The following is a 12,892-nucleotide window of genomic DNA, read 5'->3' as shown; positions in this document are numbered from 1 at the left end:
TCGCCCGCGCATCCGTTCAATGTGCGCGCATTCAAAAAAATAGGTTGAATAGTCACATAAAATGTTATTTAAATAACAAAAATAATTACGCTGTGGTGCCTGCCACCCCGTGCACAAGGTAAAAATATCCATGAATAAGATCGCGGTCATCGGTAGCAATATGGTGGATTTGGTTACCTATATCGACCGAATGCCCCGCCAGGGCGAGACCCTTGAAGCCCCGGGCTTTGCCATGGGGTGTGGCGGTAAGGGGGCGAACCAGGCGGTGGCGGCGGCCAAGCTTGGCAGCGAGGTGTTGATGCTGACCAAGTTGGGCGATGACATGTTTGCCGATAACACGTTGGCCAATTTTCAGCGCCATGCCATCGACTCGCGTTACGTCACGCGGGTGCCAGGGGTGTCCAGCGGCGTGGCGCCGATCTTTGTGCAGAGCGATTCCCACAACAGCATTCTGATCGTCAAAGGCGCCAACGCGCATTTGAAACCGGCCGATATCGACGCCGCAGAAGCGGCTTTGCGCGAATGCGCACTCATCGTCTTGCAGCTGGAAATCGACTTGGCGACCGTCTACTACGCCATTGAATTTGCCAAGCGCCACGTTATTCCTGTGTTGCTCAACCCGGCCCCTGCGGTCGCAGGTTTGAGCCGCGAGCATCTGGCGCAGCTGGACTTTTTCATCCCCAACGAAAGCGAGCTCTCGCTGATCACCGGCAAGCCGGTCGAGGGCCCTGAGAGTGCGTTGCTGGCCGCGCGGGAATTGGTCGTCCAGGGCATTCGCCATGTCATCGTCACCCTTGGTGAACAGGGCGCGCTGTATGTGGGCGAGGAGGGTGAGTTTCATGTGCCAGGCCGCAAGGTCGAGGCCCGGGATACCACCGGCGCGGGTGACGCCTTTATCGGTTGCTTTGCCCACTACTGGACCCAGCAGGGCGATATGCGTGCGGCCATGACTCGGGCTGTGGCGTATTCCGCCTGTTCGGTCACCGGCCTCGGTACCCAGAGTTCCTACCCGGATGCTGCCCGGTTCGCGGAGTTTTTCGACCCGCGCTGATTCGTCTATCACCGATGTTGGCGATCCCAGCATGGCTGGTGCGCCCTATATCCCACGGAGAATAACAATGACAAAAGTCCCGCTCCAACAGACCGCCGATGGTTTCTACCTCAACCGCACGCCTTGGTTCGCGTTTTTGCTGCTGTGCAGTATTTTTGCCCTGTGGGCGGCGGCGGCCAGCATGAATGACGTGCTGATCGCGCACTTCAAGAAAGCCTTTTTGCTCAGCGATTTTCAGACCGCCTTTGTGCAGTCGGCGTTTTACCTGGGCTACTTTTTCGTGGCGATTCCGGCGGCCATGGTGGTGCGTCGCTTTGGCTACAAAAGCACGATCCTGGTGGGCTTGATGCTTTACATGGCGGGCTGCGCGCTGTTCTTTCCTGCGGCCTCCACTGCCACCTACGGCATGTTCCTGATGGCGCTGTTTGTGATCGCGTGCGGGCTGTCGTTTCTCGAAACCGCCTGCAACACCTATTCGACGTTGATGGGACCACGGGAAACCGGCACCCGCCGTCTGAACATCTCGCAGACCTTCCACCCGTTCGGCGCCATGGCGGGGGTGTATGTCGGTAGCTTTGTGATGTTCAAGGACACCGACGCCACCCACGAACAGTTGACCCAAATGAGTGCCTCCGAGGCGGCCATCCAGCAGTTGGAAATGATCCAGTCGACCCTGCTGCCCTACAAATGGATGATCGCGGTGCTGGTGCTGATGTTTATCCTGATCGCCATTACCCGCTTCCCCGCATGCCGGGGCAACGCCAAGGCCGACGTGAAAAAGCCCAGCCTCGGCCAGAGCCTGGCGCGCTTGTCGCGCAACCCGCGCTTTACCTTCGGTGTGCTGGCGCAGTTTCTGTATGTGGGGGCTCAGGTCGGGGTATGGAGCTTCACCATTCGCCTGGCGATGCAGATGGGCGGGATGAACGAGCGCAGCGCGTCATGGTTCCTGCTGACGACCTTTGCCGCCTATTTCGTCGGCAAGATGATCGCCAACCTATTGATGCGCAAGCTGCACCCGGCCAAGGTCCTGGCGATCTACGGCGTGCTGACCATTGCCTTGCTTGCCTATACCATCCTGGTGCCGAATATCAGCGCAGTGTACGCGGCGGTCGCGGTGAGCATTTTCCTCGGGCCGTGCTGGCCGACCATTTATGGCCTGACGATTGAAGGGCTGGGTGAAGACACCAGCGTCGGTGGTTCGCTGCTGGTGATGAGCATCGTCGGCGGCGGGGTGATCCCGGTGTTCCAAGGCCTGCTGTCAGATGCCACCCACGGCAATATGCAACTGGCCTACAGCGTGCCCCTGCTGTGTTTCGTGGTGATTGTGGCCTACGCCTATTCCTGCATGCGCCACAGTCGCGCCGCACAGCCTAGGGCTGGCGCGGTGGTGGCCTCATGAAAACCTTCACCCTGGCGTTGTCTCCCGAGCAATTCAGCGGGGCAGAAAAAACCCTGCTGCAATCGGCTGATTTTCGCGTGCTGGCCTGGACCTACCCCAGTGGGGTCAAGGCCCTGGCGTTGGAAAATGCCCGTGGTCGCGTGGTGGCCTTGCCTTATCAGGGGCAGATGATTTGGTCCGCGACCTTCGACGGCTGCGAGTTGACCATGCGCAATATGTTCCGCCAGCCAAAGCCCAGCGCAACCATAATTGGCACCTACGGATGCTTTATGTTTCACGCCGGGCTGTTGCGCAATGGCTGCCCGACCCCAAGCGACGACCACCCGCTGCACGGCGAAATGCCCTGCGCGCCAATGGACGCAGCCTGGCTGGAAGTGGGCGAAGACGCTGCGGGCCTGTACCTGCGCCTGGGTGGGGATTACGAGTATGTGCAGGGGTTCGGTGACCACTATCGGGCCACACCCACGCTGACCCTGCGGGCCGGCTCGGGGGTATTTGATATCGGCATGGCGGTCACTAATCTCGCGGGTAAGGCCATGGAATTGATGTACATGGCCCACATGAACTACGCCTACATGCCTGGCGCGCGCTTTGTCGAGCCCCTGGCCGGCGCCCGGGTGCGCGTACGCAGCAGCGTGCCGGCCCACGTCAAGCCAACCCCCGAGTGGTCGGCCTACATGGCTGAGCTGAGCCGCGACCCTTCACGGCTGAGCAGCCTGGACAGCCCCGCGCTGCATGATCCGGAAATCGTCTGCTTCTTCGAAGAGGTTCCAGCCGATACCGCAGGCAATGCGCATTTTCTGCTGGACCATCCCGAAGGGGCGGCGTTCTACACCCACTACCGGCCCGATCAGTTCTCCCATGCCACCCGCTGGGTCCTGCATAACGCTGACCAGGGCGTCGCCGCCTTTGTCTTGCCTTCTACCTGCGAACCCGAGGGCTACCTGGCAGAAAAAACCAAAGGCAATGTGCGTTCATTGGCCGGCGGACAACAGGCATTGTTCAGCGTGAGCACCGGCTATCTGTCGGCTGAAGAAAGGCGCCGCCTGCGGGATGAGCTAGGCGGCTGATGAGGTGCGGCAAGGGTGGTCACACCACCCATTGCGCGCCATATTGGGTGATCAGTTCACGGTACGCTTTGGGCAGCTTCTTGTCGGAGACCACCACATTGAACTGTTCGAGGCTGGCGAAATGCGCGGTGCGCACAACGTCGAACTTGCTGTGATCGGCCAGCAACAGGCTGTGCTGGGCCTGGCGCAAAACCTTCTGTTTGACCGCCACTTCATTGAAGTTGAAGCAGGTGACACCGAAGGTCTCGCTGATACCTGCGGCCGAAATGAAGGCCCAGGTCAAACGCACGCTGTCGAGGATGCTGCTCTCGTCGGCATGGTCGAACACTTGGTTCTTGCGATGAAAGGTGCCGCCACACAGAACGATAGTGCAGTTGGGCTTCTGTTGCAGCTTGAGCAGCACGTTCAGCGAATTGCAGACCGCCGTGAACTCCAGCTCATCGGGAATGAAATCAATCACAAAAGGCACCGTGGTGCCGCAGTCGAAGAACACCGTGTCGCCACTTTTGACAAACGCGGCCGCGAGCTTGCCTATACGGCGTTTCTCTTCCACATGCCGAGTGCCTTGCTCCGTAACCTTGTAGTCAGGCGCCTCGGACGGGTCGAAGGCAAGGGTGATATGCCCGCCGAGCAGGTGGAACTTGTCCGGGTGACGGTTCAAGTCCCGGCGCAGGGTCATTTCCGAGACTTCCAGCAATGCGGCCATTTCCCGCAGGTGGATCGCCTTTTGGTCCTGCAGGGCTTGTTGGATCAGTTTGATGCGTTCTAATTGTTTGCTTTCCACAGGCGTTCCGGTCGGCTGGTTATGTTGTAATTACATCATTTGTTGGTATTATAGTCACATCTTTTGGGCGTGCTTTCTCACAGTTGCGCCCATCGTGCTCCTTCACCAGGAACGGATTTCATGACCTCAATCACACCCGCAGCACTTGCACAGTTTATCGACCACACGTTGCTGGCGCCCGACGCAACGCGGCAACAGATCGCAGCGTTATGCAAAGAAGCGCAGGAATACGGGTTCTATTCCGTCTGTGTGAACTCGGGCCAGGTGCCTTATGCCGCCCAATTGCTCAGTGGGCAAAAGGTCAAGGTCTGCGCGGTGGTCGGGTTCCCGCTGGGCGCCGGGCTGAGCGAGAGTAAAGCCTTCGAAGCCCAACAGGCAATTGCCGTGGGTGCGGGCGAGATCGACATGGTGCTCAATATTGGCGCGTTGCGCGAGGGCCTGTTGGACACGGTGCGTGACGACATCGCCAGGGTGCATCAAGCCTGCGGTTCGGTGCCGCTGAAAGTGATCCTCGAAACCTGCCTGTTGGACGAGGAACAAAAGATCCGCGCCTGCGAAATCTGCCGTGAACTGGGGGTGGCCTTCGTCAAGACCTCGACCGGCTTTAGCCATCATGGCGCCACTGCTGGAGATATCGCCCTGATGCGCCGTATCGTCGGCCCGCAGATGGGGGTCAAGGCGTCGGGCGGGGTGCGCGATTACGCGACCGCAGTGGCGATGATCGAAGCCGGTGCCACCCGCCTGGGCACCAGCTCGGGGGTGAGCATTGTCAGTGGCAAGCCTGCGGAAGCGGCGGGTTACTGATTTCGCCAGCGCACACGACGTCTGGCAATGTTTGAAAAAAGGGGCTTCGGCTCCTTTTTCGGCGGCATAGTTCACGCCGATTTCGGTGCTGTAGTCCAGTGCGTGGGCCAGGTCCAGTCCCGCACGGCCAAGTTGGGGTTAAACCTGATTCTGTGCTCGGGTGCAATTTCCCGGTTGATAACCCAGGCAAATGATGCGCTGCCCTGAAACTGAAAAAGCCTGCTGGGCGCAATGCTCAGCAGGCTTTTTAGTAAGTGCAATTGGATCAGGCAGGCTGAGCCACCAAGCTGTTACTCACCTTACGCCCCAGCACCAGCACTGTCACAAACCCGGCGCCCACCAACGCCGTGGCCAAGCTCAGCAGCACCGCGCTACCCATCTGATCGACGATGCGTCCGCCGAAGAACGAACCCAAGGCAATGATCACCTGGAACAGGGCAACGAACAGCGGCATGCCGCGCTCCACATCCTTGGGCGCTACCACGAACATCCAGATACTGGCGCAGGCCGGGAAGGCGCCGAAGGCGAAGCCCCATAGGCCGATCAGCATCGCTGCGCCGGTCATGCCGGTGGCGAAGTAGGGGAACAGCGCGGTGCTGGTGCCGATCATCAGCGCGACCAGCAACAGGGTGTGGCGTACGCTGCGGTTGGCGGCGAAACCGGCAAAGATATTACCGAACACCCCGGCCACGCCAAAGAGCAGCAACAGTGAGCCAATCGTCGGGCCATCAAAGCCGGAGCTGTATTTGAAGAACGGCGCGACATAGGTGTACGCGGCAAAGTGCGCCAGGCCGATCAGCAGCACGGCAATCAACCCGACCCGCGCTTGCGGATTAATAAACAAAGCGGGCAGGTCGCTGACGCGGATCGCCTTTTCCGGATCGAGGCGGGGGAGCAGGAAGATCTGCGCCAGCAGCACCGGTACGCCCACCAGCGCGGTGACCAGGAACGTCATGCGCCAGCCCATCAGGCCACTGAGCCAGGTGCCGACTGGCACGCCCAGTACGGTGGCCAGGGTCACTCCCATCATGATGATCGAGGTGGCCTTGGCTACGTCGACGCCCTTGGGGGCCAGGCGGCCGCTGAGGGCGATGGCCGTCGCCCAGAAACCACCGATGCTGATGCCCAGCAGTACGCGGCCAAACAGCAGCAGGCTGAAGTCGCTGGCGAAGGCCACGACCGAGTTGGCGATGATCATGATCAGCGTCAGGCCGATCAGCAGGTAGCGACGGTCCATGGCGCCAATGCTGACGGACAGCAGGGGGGCGGCGAGGGCGGCCATGATGCCAGGCAGGGTCACCATCAGGCCGGCGTGGCCAGCGCTGATACCCAGGTCGCTGGCGACGTCATTGAGTACGCCCACAGGGAGAAACTCACTGGTCACCAGGGCGAAAGCACCCACGGCAACCGAGAGGATCGCCAACCACTGCTGTTTGACACTCTGTTGATTATGTTCGGGAAGGCCGCTAGGGGCCTGGCTGGCACTTGGCATGGTGTCGGGTTCCAGGATGAACGTCGCCTGAAGCCAGGCGAAGGGAAGGGAATTTGGAGCCGATTATAGGAACCGGTACTGAAAATCGGGCAGGCGCTCGGTTCGATAGTAATCATCAGTGCAATCGATGCAACGCTCTAGACCGCACTACGTGACCCCGTGATCTTTCACACGAACTGCGCAAACATTGCCTACAGGCCGTGCATTGCTGGTCCGCCGGCAACTTATTACTGTGTGGTAGCGCTCAAGATCGGGCGCCTCCCACCGCAAAGGAATTGCGTCATGAGCAAGAATACGAAGAAAACCTCCAGCAAGGTCGCGACGTTGGCGGCGGAAACCCTCAACAGCTCAGCGTCTTCTGCCATCGCTAAAAGCCTCGCTGCTTCAGCGTTGGCGCAGAAAGGCACTGACAAGCAGACAAGCGCCGAGATGGAGGAAAAAGCGGGCAAGGTGCTGGGCAGTGATAAATACAGCGAAGACACCAAAGCGCTGGCCGCGTCGGTCCTTTCCCAAGCCAATAAAGAGCGAGGACACTGAGTTAAAGCGCTGCCAATCAATAGAAAAGCCTTGTGGCGAATCAAGCTACAGGGCTTTTCAGGGTAGAGAAAACCTTACTCGGCTAACCGTCCTCTGAGGCTGTCGATAAACATGCTTTCCGCCCGACTCATCTTCTGTTCCCGATTCCACAGCAGATGAATATCCACGTCCGCAATCCCCTCATCTGGCGGCAGGCGCCACAGCAGGCCGTTCTTCACGTCTTCGGCCACCACATGGATCGGCAAACAGCCCAGGCCAAATCCGGCAATCACCAGGCGCCGCACTTCCTCCAGGCTTGAAGATGATGCAACGATCCGCCCACTGAACCCTTGTTGATCGCGGAAAATCGTCAAGGGCGACAGCATCCCGCCAATCTGGTCGCTGGTGAAACTCACGAAGTTCTCCGATTGCAAATCCCCCTCCGCCAAGCCGGTGCGTCCGAACAATGGATGGTGCCGCCCGCAAAAAAACGCGTAGCGCTGCCGCAAAAACAGGTGCTGCTCCAGGCGTGGCTGTGGTCGGCGGTTGAGGCTTAAACCCAGGGTCGCGGTTTTTTCCAGGAGGGCGGCGACGATGTCCGAGCTGCGCATCACCTCAACCTCCAGGTCTACCCGTGGATGCTCGCGGTGAAAGCCTGCCAGGAAGTCATCGAAGGTGTCCGAGTTGATCCGGCTGATCATCAGCAAACGCACCTTGCCGATCACTTCATCACCCGGTTTTTGCAGGGCATTGCTCATCTGCGACACCTGGCCGTACATCTCGCCGGCAATCGCAAAGATTTGCTCGCCGGCTTCAGTGAGTACAAAGCGTGGACCACGGCGGACGATGAGCTGGCAGTCAAGTTGTTCTTCCAGGCGCTTGAGGGCTTGGCTGATCGCTGGCTGGGTCAGATGCAGGCGGGCGGCCGCGCGGCTGATGCTCAGTTCCTGGCCGATCACACGAAAGGTGCGCAGCAGGTTCCAGTCCAGGCGGTCGTTGAGCAACGGGTGAATATCGCGACGGGTTTCGGACATGGCGCAATTCAATAATAAGCAGGATTTATAATTCGAATAATAAATAGAAAATTGACTAATCATAGCCCCGGGACGAAAAATCACCCTCAACAAGCGCCATCAGAGCGCATGCATTCGACCTTTCTCCTGCCAAAAAAATAAACAAAGGAGCCAGCCCCATGAAGCCTTCCGCTTCGCCCCAGCCTCGCCGTGCTGCGGCCGCCGCTTTTATCGGCACCATGATCGAGTGGTACGACTTTTACATCTACGCCACTGCCGCCGCGCTGGTGTTTGGCCAACTGTTTTTCCCCTCCGAAGACAAACTGTTCAGCACCATGGCCGCGTTCGGCACCTTTGCCGTGGGCTTCTTCGCACGGCCGTTGGGCGGCATTGTGTTCGGGCACATCGGTGACCGGATCGGGCGCAAGAAGTCCTTGGTGATTACCCTGGTGATGATGGGGGTGGTCACTGTCTGCATTGGTCTGCTACCGACCTACGCACAGATCGGTGCCGCCGCACCGGTGCTGCTGATCCTGCTGCGCGTGGTGCAGGGCATTGCCGTTGGCGGCGAGTGGGGTGGCGCGGTGTTGATGGCCGGTGAGCATGCACCGAAAGGTCGGCGTAACTTCTTTGCCTCCTTCGCGCAGTTGGGCAGCCCGGCGGGGTTGATCCTGTCGCTGTTGGCATTCAGCGCAGTCACCCGCTTGCCGGAAGACGCGTTGCTGAGTTGGGGCTGGCGCTTGCCGTTCCTTGCCAGCGCCTTGCTGCTTGTAGTGGGGCTGGCGATTCGCCTGGGCGTGAATGAGTCGCCTGAGTTTCTCGAAGACAAAGCCCTGGCGGAAAAAGCGCGAGCGATCAAGCAAGACCAGGCCCCAGTGATCGAAGTGCTGAAAACCGCCTGGCGTCCGTTGCTGCTGTGCATCGGTGCCAACACCCTGGGCATTGCCGGTGTGTATTTCACCAATACCTTCATGATTGCCTACAGCACTCAGCAATTGGGCTTGCCGCGCTCGTTGATTCTGGAGTGTCTGTTCTTCGTTGCCATCATTCAGTTCTGCGTCCAGCCCCTGGCCGCTTGGGTGGCGGAGAAGGTCGGTGCCACGCGCTTCCTGTGCGCGATGACGCTATTGGCCATGGCGTCGCCTTACCCGATGTTCGTGTTGGTCAGCAGTGGCCAGGCGCCCTTGATCATCCTCGGCATTGCCCTCGCGGTGGTGTGCATGGCGTCGTTTTACGCGGTGATTGCCGGCTTTGTCAGCGGCCTGTTTGAAACCCGTGTGCGTTATACCGCGATCTCCCTGGCGTACCAGGTATGCGGCGCGTTGGCCGGTGGCCTCACGCCGTTGATCGGCACCTGGCTGGCCCATGAATACCAAGGCCAATGGTGGCCGATGGCAGTGTTTTACAGCTTGATCGCGGCGGTCTCGCTGGTGTGCGTACTGGCGTTGTCGCGCCGTCACGCCACCGCTCACCGTCTTGAGATGGCCCATAGCGTTTGATGGAGAGTCTGCAATGTTGAAGATCAACGGCGAGCGCCTGTGGGCCAGCCTGATGGCCATGGCCGAGATCGGCGCTACGGCACGCGGTGGCAGTTGCCGCCTGGCCTTGAGTGCCGAAGACAAAGCCGGTCGTGAACTGTTCAGCCACTGGTGCACAACCGCCGGGTTGACCCTGAGCGTCGACGCCATCGGCAATCTGTTTGCCCGGCGTGCCGGAACGGATAAAGACGCGGCGCCGGTGCTGATCGGCAGCCACCTCGACACGCAGCCCGAGGGTGGGCGCTTCGATGGTGTCTACGGTGTGCTGGCTGGCCTGGAGGTGATCCGCAGCCTCGACGACCAAGGGATCCAGACCCGCAAACCCCTGGAAATTGCCGTGTGGACCAACGAAGAGGGCGCCCGTTTCACCCCGGCCATGCTGGGCTCCGCGGTGTTCACCGGCACCCTGGCGCTGGACAAGGCCCTGGCCACTGTCGATGCCGCTGGCGTCAGTGTGGGCGAGGCATTGCGCGTGACGGGCTACAACGGTTCACGCCCATTGGGGAGTGCCGTGGATGCGTATTTCGAAGCGCACATCGAGCAAGGACCGATCCTTGAAGACAATGCCAAGAGCATCGGCGTGGTCACCGGCGGCCAGGCGATTCGCTGGCTGGATGTACGCGTCGAAGGCATGGCGGCCCACGCCGGCACGACGCCGATGCCGCTGCGTAAAGATGCGTTGTATGGCGCCGCGCAAATGATCCAGGCGCTGGAAACGCTGGCAGCGGACTTTGCCCCGGAAGGCCTGACCACCGTCGGCGAATTGAGCATCGCCAAATCGTCGCGCAACACCATTCCAGGATTGCTGAGTTTTACCGTCGACCTGCGTCATCATCGCGACAGTGAGATCGACGCCATGGAGCGCCAGGTGCGCCAACAGGTGCAGGCCATCGCCGAGCAACGCGGCCTGACCGTGACGGTGACCCCGCACTGGATCAGCCCGGCGACGCCCTTCGACGCCGAGTGCGTCGCCTGCGTGCAAACCTCGGTGGACACCCTGGGTTATAGCCAGCAGCGCATCGTCAGTGGCGCCGGCCATGATGCCATCCACCTGGCGCGTTACTGCCCGACCGCGATGATCTTCATCCCGTGCGTCGGCGGCCTTAGTCACAATGAAGCCGAAGATGTACTGCCCGAGGATGTGCGCCAGGGCACCGACGTATTGCTCAACGCCGTATTGAAACGCGCCGGCCAGGCTCAGTAAGGAGACTTTTTGATGCGAACGTTTTTCCACCCCGAACAACTCCTGCACCATCCGCGCAGCTACTACTCCCGTGGCCAGATGCGCACGCCACAGGAAGTCCCCGAGCGCGCCCGCAACCTGCTGCTGGCCGCGCAAACCCTGGGCTTCGATATCCAGCAACCCCAGGACCATGGTCTCGATCCACTGCTGGCCGTGCATGGCGCGCCTTACCTGGCTTTCCTCCAGGAGGCCCACCAACGCTGGAAGGAAGTCCCCGAAGACTGGGGCGACGAAGTCATGTCCAACATCTTCGTGCGCGAGCCCAACGCCCTGCGCGGCATCCTCGCCCAGGCCGCGCGGTACCTGGCGGACGGCAGTTGCCCCATTGGAGAACTCACCTGGCGCTCGGCCTACTGGTCAGCCCAGAGCGCCGTTGCGGCTGCCAAAGACGTCCTCGAGGGTGCCCCGGCCGCTTATGCGCTGTGTCGTCCACCCGGCCATCACGCCCGCTTCGATGCAGCGGGAGGTTTCTGCTACATCAACAACGCAGCGGTGGCTGCCCAGGCCTTGCGCGAAGGCTTTCAGCGCGTCGCCGTGCTCGACACCGACATGCACCACGGCCAGGGCATCCAGGAAATTTTCTATGACCGCGATGATGTGCTGTATGTGTCGATCCACGGTGACCCCACCAACTTCTACCCGGGTGTCGCCGGCTTTGCCGAAGAACGCGGCAGCGCGACGGGTGAAGGCTTCAACCTCAACCTGCCCATGCCCCACGGTGCCAGCGAGGCGGTGTTCTTCGAAAAACTGCAACTGGCCCTGGCGGCGGTGAAGGACTTCTCGGCGGACGTACTGGTGCTGTCGCTGGGTTTTGATATCTACGAACTGGACCCACAGAGCAAAGTTGCGGTCACCCGCGAAGGGTTTGCGCGGTTGGGCGAAAGCATTCGCGGGCTGGGACTGCCCTGTGTGGTCGTGCAGGAGGGCGGGTATCACCTGGAAACGCTGGACAGTAATGCGCGGGCGTTTTTCAGTGGGCCGCAGGCCTGGGTGTAGCCAGAAACGCAAAAGCCTGCCGAACTCAGCGTTCTGCAGGCACTGGCGCGATTCAAGTTGGCGTGTGCTTCACGGTGATGCCGTGTGCTTATCGGGTACCAGTTCCAACACTCGGTTTCTCCCGCCTTCGGCCAGCAAGTAAGTCCCCTGGCCCGTCGGCACGATCGACTGTGGTGCTTTCAGGAATGACAGAATCGTCCGCTGGCGCCCTTGCTTATCAATCAGCAACAACCGCGCCCGATGGGTGGCGTCTTCATTGACCCACAGCCCGCGCTCATCGCACATCAAAAAGCTCGGCTGGTTGAGGTGGCTCAGCACCACCGGGTCGCTGCCGTCTGCGCTGAGTTCACGCACGACACCTTTCTTCTTCTCGTTGTAGAGCATCCGCCCGTCAGTACAGCGAACGATGGATTCGCCTTCCTCCACCTGGTCGCGCAGCACGCTCAAGGTCTGGTCACTCCAGCGATAGCGCAGCAATCGCCCGAAGGGCTTGCGGTCTTCTATGGCATACAAGTAGTCGCCGTCATCCCACAGGCCCTGCACACTCTCACCTTGGAAGAGTTCGGTGACGACGCCGTCCTTGACGAAGCTCACGGGCAGGGCGGCGGACTCCTGGCTGAAGACCCAGCCGCCACGGGTGGCAAACAGACCGTCGGGCTTGGACAGGTTGGCCACCACCACGTCGCGGGTGCCGTCCGGGTGGATGCGCACGATGCTGCCCTTGGCCTTGTCGAGTTCCTGGCTGACCACCAGCGAGCCGTCCGCCATGGGCAGCAGCGCGGCGGCTTTCTGGACGTCGCGGTGCACCACCTGCACCGTCCAACCGTCGGCGGCACTGACGGGGTAGTAACTTTGCCAGGTAAAAAAGCCCAGGGTCGCGACGCATAGCAGGCCTGCTGCGCGCAGGCCAAATCGCAGTGCCGGGTATTTTTTGGAAGAGAGGGTCATCGATGATTGCCAGTAGCCGGGGAAAAACGCCGACCACC

Annotated in this window: 12 protein-coding genes; 8 read left to right on the top strand and 4 right to left on the bottom strand. The window is 60.5% G+C overall.

The window, feature by feature from the left end:
* The first annotated feature begins 130 nt into the window (after positions 1–130).
* The 3 genes from rbsK (at position 131) to KHP07_RS01040 (ending at position 3,520) form a co-directional block, all read left to right on the top strand.
* Positions 131–1,051, top strand: a complete 921-nt coding sequence (rbsK, locus tag KHP07_RS01050; protein ID WP_214496446.1) for a ribokinase — start codon at positions 131–133, stop codon at positions 1,049–1,051.
* Positions 1,052–1,118: 67 nt separating this feature from the next.
* The gene (gene fucP / locus KHP07_RS01045; RefSeq protein ID WP_099492541.1) at positions 1,119–2,450 is read left to right on the top strand and encodes an L-fucose:H+ symporter permease; all 1,332 of its coding nucleotides are present in this window, start codon (positions 1,119–1,121) and stop codon (positions 2,448–2,450) included.
* On the top strand, positions 2,447–3,520 hold the full coding sequence (locus tag KHP07_RS01040; RefSeq protein ID WP_214496445.1) for an aldose 1-epimerase family protein: 1,074 nt from the start codon (positions 2,447–2,449) through the stop codon (positions 3,518–3,520). Before fucP ends, KHP07_RS01040 begins: the two co-directional genes overlap by 4 nt.
* A gap of 19 nt (positions 3,521–3,539) precedes the next feature.
* Here KHP07_RS01040 and deoR read toward each other — a convergent pair whose 3' ends face one another.
* Complete coding sequence (deoR, locus tag KHP07_RS01035) at positions 3,540–4,304, bottom strand: DNA-binding transcriptional repressor DeoR (protein WP_214496444.1); 765 nt, start codon at positions 4,302–4,304, stop codon at positions 3,540–3,542.
* Between the two features lie 120 nt (positions 4,305–4,424).
* Here deoR and deoC point away from each other — a divergent pair, with 120 nt between their 5' ends.
* On the top strand, positions 4,425–5,108 hold the full coding sequence (gene deoC / locus KHP07_RS01030) for a deoxyribose-phosphate aldolase (RefSeq protein ID WP_078047357.1): 684 nt from the start codon (positions 4,425–4,427) through the stop codon (positions 5,106–5,108).
* A 265-nt stretch (positions 5,109–5,373) separates the two neighbouring features.
* On the opposite strand, the gene KHP07_RS01025 is transcribed toward deoC, so the two are convergent.
* Complete coding sequence (locus tag KHP07_RS01025; protein WP_078047359.1) at positions 5,374–6,600, bottom strand: MFS transporter; 1,227 nt, start codon at positions 6,598–6,600, stop codon at positions 5,374–5,376.
* Between the two features lie 282 nt (positions 6,601–6,882).
* On the opposite strand from KHP07_RS01025, the gene KHP07_RS01020 reads away from it, so the two are divergent.
* Complete coding sequence (locus KHP07_RS01020) at positions 6,883–7,137, top strand: hypothetical protein (RefSeq protein WP_214496443.1); 255 nt, start codon at positions 6,883–6,885, stop codon at positions 7,135–7,137.
* A gap of 74 nt (positions 7,138–7,211) precedes the next feature.
* On the opposite strand, the gene KHP07_RS01015 is transcribed toward KHP07_RS01020, so the two are convergent.
* On the bottom strand, positions 7,212–8,150 hold the full coding sequence (locus KHP07_RS01015; RefSeq protein WP_078047361.1) for a LysR family transcriptional regulator: 939 nt from the start codon (positions 8,148–8,150) through the stop codon (positions 7,212–7,214).
* 158 nt (positions 8,151–8,308) lie between these two features.
* Between KHP07_RS01015 and KHP07_RS01010 the strand changes: the two genes are divergently transcribed.
* The 3 genes from KHP07_RS01010 to KHP07_RS01000 are packed head-to-tail and all read left to right on the top strand — an operon-like array spanning position 8,309 to position 11,906.
* A complete protein-coding gene (locus KHP07_RS01010) occupies positions 8,309–9,628 on the top strand; it encodes an MFS transporter (protein WP_214496442.1) in 1,320 nt (439 codons plus the stop codon).
* Positions 9,629–9,641: 13 nt separating this feature from the next.
* Positions 9,642–10,871, top strand: coding sequence for a Zn-dependent hydrolase (locus KHP07_RS01005; protein ID WP_214496441.1), 1,230 nt, complete (start codon positions 9,642–9,644; stop codon positions 10,869–10,871).
* Positions 10,872–10,883: 12 nt separating this feature from the next.
* Positions 10,884–11,906 carry a histone deacetylase family protein gene (locus KHP07_RS01000; protein ID WP_100491308.1) on the top strand — a complete coding sequence of 341 codons (1,023 nt, stop codon included), beginning with the start codon at positions 10,884–10,886 and terminating at the stop codon, positions 11,904–11,906.
* A 69-nt stretch (positions 11,907–11,975) separates the two neighbouring features.
* Here the strand turns inward: KHP07_RS01000 and KHP07_RS00995 are convergent, their stop codons facing one another.
* Complete coding sequence (locus KHP07_RS00995) at positions 11,976–12,854, bottom strand: hypothetical protein (RefSeq protein ID WP_250883410.1); 879 nt, start codon at positions 12,852–12,854, stop codon at positions 11,976–11,978.
* Positions 12,855–12,892: the final 38 nt, after the last annotated feature.

Origin of the sequence: Pseudomonas sp. VS40, assembly GCF_018587885.1 — a bacterium.
Lineage (GTDB): Bacteria > Pseudomonadota > Gammaproteobacteria > Pseudomonadales > Pseudomonadaceae > Aquipseudomonas > Aquipseudomonas pergaminensis.
This window is presented reverse-complemented; position numbering and strand designations above follow the sequence as displayed.

Coding starts and splice junctions, on each gene's coding strand:
- deoC (WP_078047357.1), top strand. CDS start 4,425: ATGACCTCAATCACACCCGCAGCACTTGCACAGTTTATCGACCACACG.
- KHP07_RS01005 (WP_214496441.1), top strand. CDS start 9,642: ATGTTGAAGATCAACGGCGAGCGCCTGTGGGCCAGCCTGATGGCCATG.
- rbsK (WP_214496446.1), top strand. CDS start 131: ATGAATAAGATCGCGGTCATCGGTAGCAATATGGTGGATTTGGTTACC.
- KHP07_RS00995 (WP_250883410.1), bottom strand. CDS start 12,854: ATGACCCTCTCTTCCAAAAAATACCCGGCACTGCGATTTGGCCTGCGC.
- KHP07_RS01000 (WP_100491308.1), top strand. CDS start 10,884: ATGCGAACGTTTTTCCACCCCGAACAACTCCTGCACCATCCGCGCAGC.
- KHP07_RS01015 (WP_078047361.1), bottom strand. CDS start 8,150: ATGTCCGAAACCCGTCGCGATATTCACCCGTTGCTCAACGACCGCCTG.
- KHP07_RS01040 (WP_214496445.1), top strand. CDS start 2,447: ATGAAAACCTTCACCCTGGCGTTGTCTCCCGAGCAATTCAGCGGGGCA.
- KHP07_RS01010 (WP_214496442.1), top strand. CDS start 8,309: ATGAAGCCTTCCGCTTCGCCCCAGCCTCGCCGTGCTGCGGCCGCCGCT.
- KHP07_RS01025 (WP_078047359.1), bottom strand. CDS start 6,600: ATGCCAAGTGCCAGCCAGGCCCCTAGCGGCCTTCCCGAACATAATCAA.
- KHP07_RS01020 (WP_214496443.1), top strand. CDS start 6,883: ATGAGCAAGAATACGAAGAAAACCTCCAGCAAGGTCGCGACGTTGGCG.
- fucP (WP_099492541.1), top strand. CDS start 1,119: ATGACAAAAGTCCCGCTCCAACAGACCGCCGATGGTTTCTACCTCAAC.